1 protein-coding gene (only partly in view) is annotated in these 18,152 nt (G+C 72.3%); it reads right to left on the reverse strand.

Going from position 1 to position 18,152, the window contains the following annotated elements; translation table 11 throughout:
• Positions 1–18,147, reverse strand: the 5' portion of a protein-coding gene (locus OG344_RS05105; protein ID WP_405087192.1) for a non-ribosomal peptide synthase/polyketide synthase. Its footprint begins 16,197 nt before the window's first position; the window shows 18,147 of its 34,344 coding nt (coding positions 1–18,147); the start codon lies at positions 18,145–18,147; its stop codon lies beyond the left edge, outside the window.
• Positions 18,148–18,152 lie beyond the last annotated feature (5 nt).

The raw sequence follows: 18,152 nt of genomic DNA on the forward strand, positions 1-18,152 counted from the left end.
AGCCCCCGCCCCCAACCGGCCGATATGCGCCGCCGCCAGACTCCCCACCCCGCGATGGGACACCACCACACCCTTCGGTGTCCCGGTCGACCCCGACGTGTAGATCACATACGCCGGATGGTCCATCCGCAGCGGCGCCACCCGATCCGCATCCGCCGGCGCGAAACTGGGCAACCCCGACAGGTCCAGCAGATCGAACACCACCCGCGACGCATCGGCGGCAGCAGCCGACAGCGCCGCCTCCGTGACCGTGGTACACACCGTCAGCACCGGGGCGGCGTCACCCAGCATGAACGCGATCCGCGACGCCGGGTGCCGGGGGTCTATCGGCAGGTAGCCCGCACCCGCCTTGCCCACCCCCAAAAGCACCGCGATCAGCTCCGGCGAGCGCTCCATCATCACGCCCACCAGATCTTCCGGGCCCACGCCCCGGCCGATCAGCGCATGCGCCACCCGGTTGGCCGCCGCGTCCAACTCCGCATACGACCACGACCGGCCCTGCCCGACCACCGCCACCGCATCCGGCGTCCGCGCCACCTGCGCCTCGAACAACCCCCCGAACGTCCCCTCCGCCACCCCCGCAGCGGTGTCATTCCACCCCCACACCACCGCACCCCGCTCGGACTCCTCCAGCACCTCGACCTGGCTGAGCCGTACGGAAGGATCCTGCGCGACCTGCTCCAGCACCCGTACCAACCGCTGCGCGAGCGCCTGCGCGGTGGATTCGTCGAACAGGTCGGCGGCGTAGAGCAGCCCGCCGATCAGGCCGGCCGGAGCCCCGGTCTCGTCCCGGTGCTCCACCAGAGTCAGCGACAGATCGAACCGGGCCGTCGCGTCCGCCGGTCCCTCGTCCAGTGGGGCGACTCTCAGGCCGGGCAGGTCCCACTGGCCCTGGGCCTCCGGCAGGTTCTGCAGGACCAGCATGACCTGGAAGAGCGGGTTGCGGGACAGCGAACGTGACGGGTTCAGTTCGTCCACGAGGCGTTCGAAGGGAACGTCCTGGTGGCCGTATGCGGCAAGGTCGGTCTCCCGCACCCGGCCCAGCACGTCTTCGAACGACGGGTCACCACTCAAATCCGTACGCAGGACGAGGGTGTTGACGAAGAACCCGGCCAGGTCCTCCAGCGCCGCGTCCCCACGACCCGCGATCGCCGTACCGACAGGGATGTCGGTCCCCGCGCCGACCTTCGCCAGCAACACCGCCAGCGCCGCGTGCGCCACCATGAACATCGTGGCCCCGCCCCGCTGGGCGACCTCCACCAACCGGGCATGCGTCCCCGCGCCCACCTCCAACCGCACATCACCACTGCGGAACGACGAGGTGGCCGGACGAGGCCGGTCCACGGGCAGGGCCAACTCCTCCGGCGCGCCCTCCAGGGCTTGGCGCCAGTAGCCGAGCTGGTCACTGATCAGGCTGCCCGGGTCGTCCAGGTCGCCCAGGACCTCCCGCTGCCACAACGCGTAATCCGCGTACTGCACCGCAAGCGGCCGCCAGCCCGGCACCTGACCCTGACACCGCGCGGCATACGCCCGCGCCAGATCCCGGCCCAGAACACCCATCGACCACCCGTCAGAGGCGATGTGATGCACCACCACCAGCAGCACATGCTCCGACGGCGACACCGACACCACACAGACCCGCCACGGCAGATCGACCCGCACATCGAACCTACGACCCGCGTACGCCGCGACCAGATCGGCGACATCACGGCCACCACCCTGGACCACCTCCAGCCCCGGACGGCCCGCCGGCCCCTCCACGATCCGCTGGAACGGCGCCCCGCCCGCCTCCGGGAAGACCGTGCGCAGGCTCTCATGCCGGTCGGCCACATCCCCGACCGCCGCCTCCAGCGCCGCGACATCCAGCTCACCCGACAACCGCAACGCCAGCGGCAGGTTGTACCCCGCCCCCTCCCCCGCGTCCTCCAGCCGGTTCAGGAACCACATCCGCTGCTGGGCATACGACAGCGGCAACACCTCCGGCCGCACCACCGGCGACAGGACCCGACGCACCTGACCCGACCCACCCACCAACCGCGCCAACCCCGCAACCGTCGGCTCACCGAAGAGTTCGCCGATGCCGAGCTCGGCCTCCAGCACGGCCCGAATGCGGGCGATCAGCCGCATGCCGAGCAGTGAGTCGCCGCCCAGGTCGAAGAAGGAGGCGTCGGTGCTCACCCAGTCGAGGCCCAGCACCTCGCCGAACAGCCCGCACAGCACCTCCTCGACGGGGGTGGCCGGGCCACGGCCCACAGCGACGCCAGCGAAGTCGGGCGCGGGCAGCGCGGCATGGTCCAGCTTGCCGTTGACGGACAGCGGAAGCTCGTCGATCGGCATGACGATGGGCACCATGTAGTCCGGCAACCGGGAGCCGACGAACTCCCGCAGCGCCGCGACGTCCACCACCTGGCCATCGGCCGGGACGACGTAGGCGACCAGACGCCTGTCACCCGGGCGGTCCTCCCGCACGACCGCCGCGACCTGCCCCACCGACCCCTGCGAGGTCAGCACGGCCTCGATCTCGCCCAGCTCGATCCGGAAGCCGCGGATCTTCACCTGCTCGTCGGCCCGCCCCGCGAAGAGCAGTTCCCCGTCGGGACTCCAGCGGGCCAGGTCGCCCGTGCGGTACATCCGCTCACCCGGCGCGTGCGGACACGCCACGAACCGCCCGGCCGTCAGCCCCGCCCGCCGCAGATACCCCCGAGCCAGCCCAACTCCCGCGACGTACAACTCCCCGGTCACCCCGGGCGGAACCGGACGCAGGAAATCGTCCAGCACGAACACGCGGGTGTTGGCGATGGGCGCGCCGATCGGGGCCGTCCCGGCCGCCGCGAGGGGGCGGCTCATCGTGGCGCAGACGGTCGTCTCGGTCGGACCGTACGCGTTGATCATGCGGATCCGGTCCGCCCAGCGCTCGGTCAGCGACGGCGGGCAGGCCTCGCCCGCCACCACCAGCGTCTCCATGCTCTCCGGCAGCGTCTCCACCGAAGCGAGCACCGACGGCGACACCGTCAGGTGCGTCACCCCGAACTCGCCCACCGCGTCCGCCAGCGACCCCGCCGGCGGCAGCCGATCGGCCCCCGCCATCACCAGCGTCGCGCCCGACAGCAACGCCATGCACATCTCCGAGACCGCCGCGTCGAAGCTCACCGACGCGAGCTGCAGCACCCGGGACAACGGCTCGACCGCGAACCGATCGATCTGCGACTCCGCCAGGTTTCCCAGGCCCCGATGGGTCACCACCACACCCTTCGGGATGCCGGTCGACCCCGACGTGTAGATCACGTACGCGGGATGGCCGACGCGCAGCGGCGCCACCCGATCGGCATCCGTCACGGACGACGCCGGACGGGACGCCACGGACGCGGCCACCGCCGGATCGTCCAGCACCAGATGGGGGGACCCGCCGTCCGGAACCAGTCCCTCGGCCTCCGCCAGTGCCGGCCGTACGGCCTGGGTGCACAGCACCAGCGCCGGGGCGGCGTCACCCAGCATGAACGCGATCCGCTGCGCCGGATAGGCCGGATCCACCGGCACGAACCCCGCACCCGCCTTCGCCACCCCCAAAAGCACCGCGACCAGCTCCGGCGCGCGCTCCATCATCACGCCCACCAGATCCTCCGGACCCACCCCCCGGCCGATCAGCTCATGCGCGATCCGGTTCGCCGCCGCGTCCACCTCCGCGTACGACCACGACACCCCCGGCCCCGCCACCGCCACCGCACCCGGCGACCGCTCCACCCGCGCCGCGAACAGCTCCGGCAACGTACGGACCTCGACCGGCGTGGCGGTGTCGTTCCACTCCCCCAGCACGGCCCGCCGCTCGGCCTCGTCCAGCACTTCCAGCTCACTGAGCCGTACGGACGGATCAGCGGCCACCTGCTCCAGCACCCGCACCAACCGCCGCGCGAGCGCCTGAGCCGTCTCCTCGTCGAACAGGTCGGCGGCGTAGAGGATCATGCCGCCCATCCCGGACGGCTCGCCGTCGTCGCGTCGCTCCACCAGAGTCACGGACAGGTCGATGCGGGCGGCCTCGGCACCAAGCTGCAGCGATTCCCCCCGCAGACCGGGCAGCTCCCAGACGGTGGGCGTGAGATTCTGCACGGCCAACATGATCTGGAAGAGCGGGTTGCGCGACAGCGAGCGCGCCGGGTTGAGCTCCTCCACGAGGCGTTCGAAGGGGACGTCCTGGTGGGCGTAGGCGGCCAGGTCGGTCTCCCGCACCCGCGCCAGCACGTCCTCGAAGGACGGGTCGCCGGAAAGGTCCGTACGCAGGACGAGCGTGTTGACGAAGAACCCGGCCAGGTCCTCCAACGCCGCGTCCCCACGACCCGCGATCGCCGTACCGATCGGAAGGTCCGTCCCCGCGCCGACCTTCGCCAACAGCACCGCCAGCGCCGCGTGGGCCACCATGAACATCGTGGCCCGGCCGTTCTGCGCGACCTCCGCCAGCCGGGCGTGGGTCCGCGCGTCCACTTCCAGGTGCACGTTGCCGCCGCGGAACGACGACGCCGCCGGACGCGGCCGATCGGCCGGAAGCGCGAGCTCCTCTGGCGCCCCTTCCAGGGCCTGCCGCCAGTAGCCGAGCTGGCCGCTGATCAGGCTGCCGGGGTCGTCCAGGTCGCCCAGCGCCTCCCGCTGCCACAGCGCGTAGTCCGCGTACTGCACGGGCAGCGGCCGCCAGCTCGGCACGCGACCCTCGCGACGGGCCGCGTACGCCGTGCTCAGGTCCCGGCCCAGCACGCCCATCGACCAGCCGTCCACCGCGATGTGATGCGCGACGATGAGCAGCACGTGCTCCGACGGGCCAAGAGTGAAGAGGTGGGTCCGCCACGGCAGATCCACGCTCACGTCGAAGCCCGCGTCGAGATGGGCGGCGACCGCGTCCCGCAGCCCGTCCCCGGAGGTCTGGGTCACCCCGACGGCCGGTCGGCCCGCGGCCCCGGTGAGAACCTCCTGGCGCGGGACGCCGCCGGACTCCGGGAAGATCGTACGAAGGCTCTCGTGGCGGTCGGCGACATCCCCGATCGCGGCGTCCAGGGCCGCCATGTCCAGGTCGCCCGACAGGCGCAGCGCCAGCGGGAGGTTGTAGACGGCTCCCCCTCCGGCGTCTTCGAGGCGGTTGAGGAACCACATGCGCTGCTGGGCGTACGACAGCGGCAGCACCTCGGGCCGTGGCAGCGGCGTGAGCGCCGGGCGGGCCTGGCCGGCCCCACCGATCATCCGGGCCAGCCCGGCGACGGTCGGTTCACCGAACAGGTCACCGATGCTGATCTCGGTCTCCAGCACCGCCCTGATCCGCGCCAGCAGCCGCATCGCCAGCAGCGAGTCACCGCCGAGGTCGAAGAACGACGCCTCCGCACCGACCTGCTCCACGCCCAGGACCTCGGCGAACAACCCGCACAGGAGCTCTTCCATCGGGGTTTCCGCCGTACGGCCCGCAGCGGGCTGGTCCGGCGCGGGCAGGGCGGCGCGGTCCAGCTTGCCGTTGGCCGTCAGCGGCATCGCCTCGATCGGCACGACCAGCGGCACCATGTAATCCGGCAGCCGTCCTGCGGCGTGCTCCCGCAGCGCTTCGACGTCGACCTGACCATCGGCGGGGACGATGTAGGCGACCAGGCGTTTGTCGCCGGGGCGGTCTTCGCGCACGAGAACGGCGACCTGCGCCACCGACTCGTGGGCGGCGAGGACGGCTTCGACCTCACCGGGCTCGATCCGGAACCCGCGGATCTTCACCTGCTCATCCGCCCGCCCGACGAAAGCCAATTGCCCATCTGCCAGCCAGCGGGCCACGTCACCACTGCGATACATCCGCCCACCCTCGGTGAACGGGCAGGCCACGAACCGCTCGGCGGTCATCCCCGCCCGTCCCACATACCCCCGGGCCAGGCCGGCGCCCGCGATGTACACCTCTCCGGTGACGCCGGGCGGGACCGGGCGGAGGAAGTCGTCCAGCACAAACACGGCCGTGTTGGCGAGCGGCGCACCGATCGGCGGGTCCTGCTCCACCGGGGCCCGGACCGGACCGGACGTGGCGATCACACTCGCCTCGGTCGGGCCGTAGGCCACCCACACCTGCGTGTGCTCCACCCACTGCGCGGCAAGACGGGCACTCACCCGCTCGGCACCCACCACCCACCGCCGCACCCCTGCGACGGCCCCGGGATCCAGCACATCCAGCAGAGACGGCACCACACTCGCCACCTCCACCCCCGCAGTGGCGATCATCTGCGCGAGAGCGCCGGGCTCGGCCCGCTCAGCCTCCGTCGCGATCGCCAGGGTTCCGCCGGCCGCCAGAGTGACGGCGACGTCCAGTACGGCGGCGTCGAACCCGAAGGAGGCGAACTGCAACGCCGTCACCCCCGGCCCCACGTCAAGGGCGGGCCGCATCGCGTGCGCCAGGTTCACCACCCCGGCATGCGGCACCGCCACCCCCTTCGGCCGGCCCGTCGACCCCGACGTATAGATCACATACGCCAACTGCGACGCATCGATCCGGCCGTCCGGCACCTCCGGAGACTCGGCGTCGATCCGCCCGGCGGTCCGCTCGTCGTCCAGCGCGATCAGGCGCAGCCCGCCCACACTCACATCGGCGTTGGTGCCGACTGCGTTCGCAGCTGCACCCCCACCCGCGCTCACGTTCGCGTCGGCATGGGGTGTGGTGATGCCGGCCAGGGTGGTGGACAGGGTGGCGGTGGTGCCGATGACGACCTGGGCGCCGCTGTCGGCCAGGACAAAACCGATCCGGTCAGCCGGATAAGCGGGGTCGATCGGCACATACCCTGCCCCGGCCTTCCACGCCGCCAGGATCGACACGACCAACTGAACGCCGCGCGGCAGCACCAGCCCCACCCGGGACTCGGCGCCAACGCCCTGCTCGCGCAGGTAGTGGGCCAGCCGGTTGGCCGCCTGCTCCACCTCCCGGTAGGAAAGGCCCGTGCCGTCGCACCACACCGCGACCGCGTCGGGTGCCCGATCGGCCTGCTCGCGGAACCGGTCCAGCACGGTTCCGGCCGCCAACGACACCGCCGTGTCGTTCCAGCCCGTCACCGTCAGAGAACGCTCCTCCGGCGTCAGGACCTCGATGTCCCTCAGCCGTACCGCGGGGTCGGAGGCCACCTGCTCCAGCACCCGCACCAACCGCTGTGCGAGCGCCTGAATCGTCGCCTCGTCGAACAGGTCGACGGCGTACAACATGCCGCCGATCAGGCCGGCCGGGGCCCCGGTCTCGTCCCGGTGTTCCACCAGCGTCACCGACAGGTCGAACTTCGCCGCCGTGTCGATCGCCCCGTCCGGCATCGGGGTCACGTGCAGGCCGGGGAGGTCCCACTGACCCTGCCCCTCCGGCAGGTTCTGCAGGACCAGCATGATCTGGAAGAGCGGGTTGCGGGACAGCGAGCGGGTGGGGTTCAGCTCGTCGACCAGCCGTTCGAAGGGCACGTCCTGGTGGGCGTATGCGGCCAGGTCGGTCTCCCGCACCCGGGCCAGCACGTCTTCGAACGACGGGTCGCCGGAAAGGTCCGTACGCAGGACGAGCGTGTTGACGAAGAACCCGGCCAGGTCCTCCAACGCCGCGTCCCCACGACCGGCGATCGCCGTACCGATCGGGATGTCCGTGCCGGCGCCGACCTTGGCCAGCAGCACGGCCAGCGCCGCGTGCGCCACCATGAACATCGTGGTTCCACTGCGCTGCGCGACCTCCGCCAGCCGGGCGTGGGTCCGCGCGTCCACCTCCAGGTGCGCGGTTCCGCCGCGGAACGACGACGTCGCCGGGCGTGGCCGGTCGACCGGAAGCGACAACTCCTCCGGCGCGCCTTCCAGGGTTTGCCGCCAGTAGCCGAGCTGGCCGCTGATCAGGCTGCCCGGGTCGTCCAGATCGCCCAGGACCTCACGCTGCCACAACGCGTAGTCCGCGTACTGCACCGGCAACGGCCGCCACTCCGGCGCGCGGCCCTCGCGACGAGCCGCGTACGCCGTGCTCAGATCCTCGCCGATGACGCCCATCGACCAGCCGTCGGACGCGATGTGGTGGGTCACGACCAGCAGCACATGCTCCAAGGGCGACACCGACACCACGCAGACCCGCCACGGCAGATCGACCCGCACGTCGAACCTTCGCCCGGTGTACGCCGCCACCAGGCCGGCCACGTCACGGCCGCCGCCCTGGACCACCTCCAGCATCGGGCGGCCGGCGAACCCCTCCAGGACCTGCTGGCGAGGCACGCCGCCGGTCTCCGGGAAGATCGTGCGGAGGCTCTCGTGGCGCTCGGCGACATCCCCGATCGCCGCCTCCAGCGCCGCCGCGTCCAGCTCGCCGAACAGGCGTAGCGCGAACGGCAGGTTGTACCCCGCGCCCTCGCCCGCGTCCTCCAGCCGGTTGAGGAACCACATACGCTGCTGGGCGTACGACAGTGGCAGCACCTCCGGCCGCGGCAACGGCGAGAGTGCCTGACGCGTCTCGTCCGAACCGCTCACGAGCCTGGCCAGCCCGGCGACCGTCGGCTCGGCGAACAGTCCCCGGATGCTGATCTCGGCGTCCAGCACCGACCTGATGCGGGCGATCAGCCGCATCGCCAGCAGCGAGTCACCACCCAACTCGAAGAACGACGCCTCGGTCCCAACCCGTTCCAAACCGAGGACCTCGGCGAACAGCCCGCAGAGGATCTCTTCCACCGGGGTCTGCGCCGCCCGCCCCGCACCGGGCAGATCGGGCGCGGGCAGCGCAGCCCGGTCCAGCTTGCCGTTGACCGTCAGCGGAATCGCCTCGATCGGCACCACCAGCGGAACCATGTAGTCCGGCAAGCGCGAGGCCGCGTATTCCCGCAACCCCGCCACATCGACCCGTGCCGCGACCGGGCGGACATCGCCCGAACCCGCGGCGGCGGGGACGGCGACACCCGTACCCGTCCCGCTCGGGGCACCCTCCCTGCCCAGCGCGCCAGCGCTTGTCGCGTCGGGGGTGGGGACGATGTAGGCGACGAGGCGTTTGTCGCCGGGGCGGTCCTCACGCACGATGACAGCGACCTGCGCCACCGACTCATGGCCTGCGAGGACGGCTTCGACCTCACCGGGCTCGATCCGGAACCCCCGGATCTTCACCTGCTCATCGGCCCGCCCGACGAAAGCCAACTGACCGTCATTGAGCCAGCGGGCCAGGTCACCGCTGCGGTACATCCGCTCCCCAGCGGAGAACGGGCAGGCGACGAACCGCTCGGCGGTCATCCCCGGACGGCCCACATACCCCCGGGCCAGACCCGCGCCCGCGATGTACACCTCCCCGGTCACCCCGGGCGGGACCGGACGCAGGAAATCGTCCAGCACGAACACGGCCGTGTTCGCGATCGGCGCCCCGATCGGAGGATCCTGCTCCACCGGAGTCGCTATCGGGCTGGCGGTGGTGATCACACTGGCCTCCGTCGGGCCGTAGGTGTTCCACACCTCCGCCCCCGACCCCAGCCACCGGGCAGCCAACCGGGCGCTCAACCGCTCCGCACCCAAAACCCACCGCCGCACCCCAGGCACACTCTCCGGATCCAGCACACCCAGCAGAGACGGCACCACACTCGCCACCTCCACCCCAGCCGCGGCGATCATGCGGGCGAGTGCCTCCGGTTCGGCCCGCTCGGCCTCCGTCGCGATCGCCAGCGTTCCACCCGCCGCCAACGTCACCGCGACATCCAGTACGGCGGCGTCGAACCCAAAGGAGGCGAACTGCAACGCCGTCACCCCCGGACCCACATCAAGGGCGGACCGCAACGCCTCCGCCAGGTTCACCACCCCCGCATGCGGCACCGCCACCCCCTTCGGCCGCCCCGTCGACCCCGACGTGTAAATCACATACGCCAACCCCGCCGCATCGACTGCCACCTCGAAGCGCTCCGCAGGCAAGGCATCGATCAGCTCGGCCGTGCGCTCGTCATCCAGCACGACCACACGCAACCCACCCGCGCCCGCGTTCGCATTCACGTCGGCGGTCGCGCCCCCACCCGCATAGGCGTTGGCGTCGGCACCCGCACCCGTGTGGGCGGCGTCGGAATCGGGGTTGGCGGTCCTGATGCCGGCCAGGGTGGTGGAGAGGGTGGCGGTGGTGCCGATGACGACCTGGGCGCCGCTGTCGGTCAAGATGAAACCGATCCGGTCGGCGGGGTAAGCCGGGTCGATCGGCACATACCCCGCCCCGGCCTTCCACGCCGCCAGAATCGACACGACCAACTGCACGCCGCGCGGCAGCACCAACCCCACCCTGGACTCGGCACCAACCCCCAGCCCACGCAGGTAGGAGGCGAGGCGGTTGGCCGCCTCCTCCACCTCCTGGTAGGAGACGCCGACCCCGTCGCACCACACCGCCACCGCGTCCGGCGCCCGGTCAGCCCATTCCTCGAACCGATCCAGCACCGTCCCCGCCGCCACCGGGGCGGCGGTGTCGTTCCACCCCGCCACCGTCAGCGAACGCTCCTCCGGCGTCAGCACATCGACCTGACTGAGCCGCACCGAGGGATCGGCCGCCACCTGCTCCAGCACCCGCACCAACCGCCGCGCGAGCGCCTGAGCCGTCGCCTCGTCGAACAGATCGGCGGCGTACAGGACACCTCCGCCCAGCCCGGCCGGAGCCCCGGCCTCGTCCCGGTGCTCCACCAGCGTCACCGACAGATCGAACCGGGCGGCGGGGCCGGTGGCCGGCATGGGACTCACGGTCAGCCCGGCCAGCTCCCACTGCCCCTGCGACTCGGGGAAGTTCTCCACGCCGAGCGACACCTGGAACAGCGGATTGCGCGACAGCGAACGGACCGGGTTCAGCTCGTCCACGAGACGTTCGAACGGAACGTCCTGGTGTGCGTAGGCGGCCAGGTCGGTCTCCCGCACCCGCGCCAGCACGTCTTCGAACGACGGGTCACCACTCAAATCCGTACGCAGCACCAGGGTGTTGACGAAGCATCCGGCCAGGTCCTCCAGCGCGGCGTCCCCACGACCGGCGATCGCCGTACCGACAGGGATGTCGGTCCCCGCACCGACCTTGGCCAGCAGCACGGCCAGCGCCGCGTGCGCCACCATGAACATCGTCGCGTTACCGCCCTGCGCCAGCTCGGTCAGCCGGGCATGGGCCTGTGGGTCCACTTCCAGGTGTACGGTTCCGCCGCGGAACGACGACGTCGCCGGACGCGGCCGGTCCACGGGCAGGGCAAGCTCCTCCGGCGCCCCCTCCAATGCCTGACGCCAGTAGCCGAGCTGGCCGCTGATCAGGCTGCCGGGATCGTCCGCCTCGCCCAGGACCTCCCGCTGCCACAGCGCGTAGTCCGCGTACTGCACCGGCAGCGGCCGCCACTCCGGCGCCCGGCCCTCGCGACGGGCCGCGTACGCCGCCTCCAGATCGCGTGCCAGCACCCCCATCGACCAGCCGTCGGACGCGACGTGGTGGGTCACGACGAGCAGCACGTGCTCGTCCGGGCCCAGCGTGAACAGGCGCACCCGCCAGGGCAGGTCGCGGCTCAGGTCGAAGCCGTCGGCCGCCCGGGCGGCGAGCAGTTCCGGCAGTTCGGCCTCGGTGGTCTCGACGACCGCGAGCGGCGGCCGGCCGGCCGCCCCGTCCAGCACCTCCTGCCGCGGGACCCCGTCCACCTGGGGGAAGACGGTCCGCAGGCTCTCGTGCCGGTCGGCCACGTCCCCGAGAGCGGCTTCCAGCGCCGCCGCGTCCAGCGCGCCCGACAACCGGAGCGCGAACGGCAGGTTGTAGACCGCGTTCTCCTCGGCGTCCTCCAGCCGGTTGAGGAACCACATCCGCTGCTGGGCATACGACAACGGCACCGCTTCGGGCCGCGGTCGCGGCGTCAGCGCCTGCCGCACCTCGCCCGCGGCCTGGTCGACGAACCGGGCCACCCCGGCGACGGTCGGGGTGGTGAACAGCTCCCGGATGCTCACTTCGGCGTCGAAGGCGGCGCGGATCCGGGCGATCAGCCGCATCGCCAGCAGCGAGTCACCGCCCAGGTCGAAGAACGACGCCTCCGCACCAACCTCCGCCAGGCCCAGGACCTCGGCGAACAACCCGCACAGCACCTCCTCGGCCGGCGTGGCCGGGCCGCGACCGGTGGCCACCCCCGCGAAGTCGGGGGCGGGCAGCGCGGCCCGGTCGAGCTTGCCGTTCACGGTGACCGGCAACGCCTCAAGCGCCACCACGGCGGCCGGGACCATGTAGTCGGGCAGCCGGGAGCCGACGAAGTCCCGCAGCACCGCCGCGTCCACCCGGTTGTCCATGGCCGGCACCACGTAGGCGACGAGGATCTTCTCTCCCGGGCGGTCCTCGCGTACGAGCACCGCGACCTGGGCCACCGACTCATGGTTCGCGAGGACGGCCTCGATCTCGCCCGGCTCCACCCGGAACCCGCGGATCTTCACCTGGTCGTCGGCCCGCCCGGACACCACGATCTGCCCGTCGGCCGTCCAATACGCCAGGTCACCCGTCCGGTACATCCGCTCCCCACGAGCGAACGGACACGCCACGAACCGCTCCGCCGTCAACCCCGGCCGCTTCGCATACCCCCGCGCCAGCCCCGCACCCGCCAGATACAACTCCCCGGTCACCCCCGGCGGCACCGGCCGCAGGAAATCGTCCAGGACATAGGTCCGGGTGTTCTCGATCGGCCGCCCGATCGGCACCACACCCCCACCGGCCGACAGCGGCCCGCTCATCGCCGCGATCACCGTCGCCTCGGTCGGACCATAGGCATTGACGAACCGGCGGCCCACCGCCCACCGATCCACCAACGACGACGGACACACCTCACCCGCCACCGACACCGTGTGCACCGAGGGGGCCAGATCGTCCGCCGCGGCGAGTACCGACGGCGGCATCATCAGGTGAGTGACCCCGAAGGCGGCCGTCACCTCACCCAGCGACCCGTACGGCGGCAACATCTCGCTGCCGGCCACCACCAGCGCACCCCCCGACAGCAGGGCGGTGCAGAACTCGGCGAACGCCACATCGAAACTCAGCGAGGTGAACTGCAGCACCCGCGCCCCGTCCCCCGCCCCCAACCGGGAGATGTGCGCCGCCGCCAGACTCCCGACCCCGCGATGGGAGACCACCACCCCCTTCGGCGTGCCGGTCGACCCCGAGGTGTAGATCGCATACACCGGATGATCGAGGCGTAATGGCGCCACCCGATCAGCATCCACCGGCGCGAAACTGGGCAGAGCGGACAGGTCCAGCAGATCGAACACCAAGCGAGGCGCATCGGCGGCAGCAGCGGTCAGCGCCGGCTCCGTGACCGTGGTGCACACCGTCAGCACCGGGGCGGCATCGTCCAGCATGAACGCGATCCGCGACGCGGGGTGCCGGGGGTCTATCGGCAGGTAGCCCGCACCCGCCTTGCCCACCCCCAAAAGCACCGCGATCAGCTCCGGCGAGCGCTCCATCATCACGCCCACCAGATCTTCCGGGCCCACCCCCCGGCCGATCAGCGCATGCGCCACCCGGTTGGCCTCCGCGTCCAACTCCGCATACGACCACGACCGGCCCTGCCCGATCACCGCCACCGCATCCGGCGTCCGCGCCACCTGCGCCTCGAACAGACTCGGGAACGTCCCCTCCGCCACCCCCGCAGCGGTGTCGTTCCACCCCCACACCACCGCACCCCGCTCGGACTCCTCCAGCACCTCGACCTGGCTGAGCCGTACGGAAGGATCCTGCGCGACCTGCTCCAGCACCCGGATCAGGCGTTCGGCCAGCTTCTCGGCGGTCCGGTGATCGAACAGATCGGCGGCGTAGAACAAGCCACCGCTGATGCCGGCCGGGCCGCCGTCGGCGTCGCGGTGCTCAGCCAGGTCCACCGACAGGTCGAACCGCGCACCGGGCGCACCGGGCGACGCGAGGCTCACGTCGAGCCCGGGCAGGTCCCACTGTCCCGGCGGCACGTTCTGCAGGGTCAGCATGATCTGGAAGAGCGGGTTGCGGGACAGCGAGCGCGCCGGGTTGAGGTCCTCGACCAGTCGCTCGAACGGCACGTCCTGGTGGGTGTAGGCGGCCAGGTCGGTCCGGCGCACCCGGCCGAGCAACTCGGTGAAGGACGGGTCGCCGGACAGGTCCGTACGGAGCACGAGGGTGTTGACGAAGAAGCCGATCAGGTCGTCGAGGGCGGCGTCGCCGCGTCCCGCCGTGACGGTGCCGATCGGGACGTCCGCCCCGGCGCCCATGCGGGACAGCAGCGCGGCCAGCGCGGCGTGGACGACCATGAACGTCGTGACCCGGCCGCGCTGGGCGACCTGCACCAGCCGGGCGTGCGTGGCGGGGTCCACCTCCAGCCGCAGGGAGCCGCCCTCGAAGGTGGGCGTGGCGGGGCGCGGGCGGTCCGTGGGCAGGGTGAGCTCCTGCGGCGCCCCCGCCAGGGCCTCGCGCCAGTAGCCGAGCTGGCGGCTGACCAGGCTGCCCGGATCGTCCAGTTCGCCGAGCACCTCGCGCTGCCAGAGCGCGTAGTCGGCGTACTGCACCGGCAGCGGCCCCGGCTCCGGCGCCCGGCCGTTCTGACGGCGCGCGGCGTAGGCCGTGCGCAGGTCTCGCGCCAGCACGCCCATCGACCAGCCGTCCGCCGCGACGTGATGGGCCACGATGAGCAGGACGTGCTCGTCCTGGCCCGTGACCAGGAGCCAGGCGCGCCACGGCAGGTCCGTGCTCAGGTCGAAGCCCTGACCGGAGTACGCCGCGAGGACGTCGTCCACCCGGCCCTCGGGAACCTCGACGACGTGCAGGGCCGGGCGCGCGTCCGCGAGCACCCGCTGGTGCGGTACGCCCTCGACCTCCGGGAAGATCGTACGGAGGCTCTCGTGGCGGTCGGCGACGTCGCCGATCGCGGCCTCCAGCGCCGCCACGTCCAGGCGGCCGGACAGGCGCAGCGCCAGCGGCAGGTTGTATCCCGCGCCCTGGGCGGTTCCTTCGAGCCGGTTGAGGAACCACATGCGCTGCTGGGCGTACGACAGCGGCAGCACCTCCGGGCGCGGCCGCGGCTCCGGGCTCGTCTGGGTGCCGCGGGTGAGCTCCTCGATCAGGCGGGCCACCCCGGCGACGGTGGGCGTGCCGAAGAGCTCGCCGATGCCGAGTTCGGCGTCGAGCACGGCCCGGATGCGGGCGATCAGCCGCATTCCGAGCAGCGAGTCACCGCCGAGGTCGAAGAACGAGGCGTCGGTGCTCACCCAGTCGAGGCCCAGCACCTCGCCGAACAGCGCGCACAACACCTCTTCCACCGGGGTGGCCGGGCCACGGCCCACGGCGACGCCCGCGAAGTCGGGGGCGGGCAGCGCGGCCCGGTCGAGCTTGCCGTTGGCGGTGACCGGGAACGCGTCCAGCACCACCACCGCCGCCGGGACCATGTAGTCGGGCAGCCGGGCGGCCACGTGTTCCCGCAGCACCGCGACGTCCGGGCTCTGGCCGGCCGGGTTCTGGCCGGCCGGGACGACGTACGCGACCAGGCGCCTGTCACCGGGGTGGTCCTCACGGGTGACCACCACGGCCCGCGCCACCGACTCGTGGCTCGCGAGGACGGCCTCGATCTCGCCGGGCTCGACGCGGAACCCGCGCACCTTGACCTGGTCGTCGGCCCTGCCCGCGAAGAGCAGTTCCCCGTCGGGGCTCCAGCGGGCCAGGTCGCCGGTGCGGTACATCCGGCCGCCGTCGTCGAACGGGCAGGCGACGAACCGCTCACCGGTCAGCCCGGAACGGCGCAGATATCCGCGCGCCAGCCCGGGACCCTGGACGTACACCTCGCCCGGGACCCCGGCGGGGACCGGCCGCAGGAAGTCGTCCAGCACGAACACGCGGGTGTTGGCGATGGGCGCGCCGATCGGGGCCTGGGCCGTCCCGGCCGCCACGAGGGGGCGGCTCATCGTGGCGCAGACGGTCGTCTCCGTCGGACCGTACGCGTTGATCATGCGGATCCGGTCCGCCCAGCGCTCGGTCAGCGACGGCGGGCACGCCTCACCCGCCACCACCAGCGTCTCCACGCTGTCCGGAAGCTCGTCGACGGTCGCCAGCACCGACGGCGGAACCGTCAGGTGCGTCACCCCGAAGTCATCCACCGCGTCCGCCAGCGACCCCGCCGGAGGCAGCCGGTCGGCCCCGGCCATCACCAGCGTCGCCCCTGACAGCAACGCCATGCACATCTCCGAGACCGCCGCGTCGAAGCTCACCGACGCGAGTTGCAGCACCCGGGACGAAGGCTCCACCGCGAACCGGTCGATCTGGGCCTCCGCCAGGTTCCCCAGGCCGCGGTGGGTCACCACCACACCCTTCGGCGTGCCGGTCGACCCAGAGGTGTAGATCACGTACGCGGGGTGGTCGACCGCATGGCCGGGCACCGTCACCGGGGAGACCGGACGGGCCTCGATCGACGCGGCCACCACCGGGTCGTCGATCACCACGCACGCGCGGGCACCACCGTCGAGCAGCCCTTCGGCCTCCGCCAGTGCCGGCCGTACGGCCTGGGTGCACAGCACCAGCGCCGGGGCGGCGTCACCCAGCATGAACGCGATCCGCTGCGCCGGATAGGCCGGATCCACCGGCACGAACCCCGCACCCGCCTTCGCCACCCCCAAAAGCACCGCGACCAGCTCCGGCGAGCGCTCCATCATCACGCCCACCAGATCCTCCGGACCCACCCCCCGGCCGATCAGCTCATGCGCGACCCGGTTCGCCGCCGCGTCCAACTCCGCGTACGACCACGACACCCCCGGCCCGGCCACCGCCACCGCACCCGGCGACCGCTCCACCCGCGCCGCGAACAGCTCCGGCAAGGTACGGACCTCGACCGGCGTGGCGGTGTCGTTCCACTCGCCCAGCACGGCCCGCCGCTCGGCCTCGCCGAGCACCTCGATCTGGCCCACCGGCACCGACGGATCGGCCGCCACCTGCTCCAGCACCCGCACGACCCGGCCGGCCACAGCCAGCGCCGCCTGCTCGTCGAGCAGCCCCGGCCGGTACTCCAGCCGCAGCTCCAGGTCCTCGGCCGGGTTCACGACCAGGCCGAGGGGATAGTTGGTCGCCTCCCTGGCGATGGTCTCGGTGACCCTCAGCCCACCGAGCGAGGAAGGGCCTCCCGGCTCGCCGGGGAAGTTCTCGAACGCCATGAGCGTGTCGAAGGTCGCGCCCGGACCGGCCAGCCGCTGGATCTCCGTCAGCCCGAGATGCTGGTGGTCCAGCAACGCCGACTGCCGCGCCTGCAGGTCGGTCAGCACGTCTCTCACCGGCCGGGCGGGGTCGAGCCGCACCAGCACGGGAACGGTGTTGATGAACAGGCCCAGCATGTCCTCCATGCCGGGCAGCTCCGCCGGGCGGCCCGCGACCGTCGCCCCGAACACCACGTCACGGCGTCCCGCGAGCTGACCCACCACCAGCGCCCAGGCCGCCTGGACGACCGTGTTCACCGTCAGGCCACGCGTACGGGCGAGGTCGCCCACCGCCGCGGCGAGCTCGGCGCCGCCCCGGACGGACACCCGCTCGGACGCGGCGGTCAGCGCCTCGCCCGGCTCGCCGGGCCAGACCAGGGTCGGCTCGTCCACCCCCGCCAGCGCCCGCCGCCACGCCTCCCGCGCCGCGTCCTTGTCCTGCCTGCCCAGCCACGCCAGATAGTCCCGGTACGGCGTCACCGTGGGCAGCCCGCGGGTGCTGCCGCCGGCGGCGTACGCCGCCCACAGCTCGCGCAGCAGCACCTGCAGCGACCACCCGTCCAGGACGATGTGGTGCAGCGTGATCACCATCTGGTGCCGGCCGGGACCCACCTTGAGCAGCATGATCCGCAGTAGCGGCGGCACCGCCGGGTCGAACCCACGGGCGCGTTCCTCACCGCCCAGGCGTTCGGCCTCCGCGAGCGCCTCCTCAACGGGCAGCCCGGAGAGGTCCTCCTCACCCCACGGCAGCGTCACCTCCCGCGCCACCACCTGCACCGGCCGCTCGGAACCCGCCAACTGCCGGAACCCCGCCCGCAGGCTGGCATGCCGTGCGAGCAGCACCTGCCAGGACGCCCGCAGGATCTCGGCGTTCAGCGGGCCCTCAAGGCCGAGGACCAGCTGCTCGACGTAGGAGGCGCCGGCGCCCTCGCCGTAGACCGCGTGGAACAGCAGACCCTCCTGCAGCGGCGACAGTGGCCAAATGTCCTCAACGCGCATCTGAC

The sequence above is a fragment of the Microbispora sp. NBC_01389 genome, assembly GCF_045040095.1.
Classification (GTDB): domain Bacteria; phylum Actinomycetota; class Actinomycetes; order Streptosporangiales; family Streptosporangiaceae; genus Microbispora.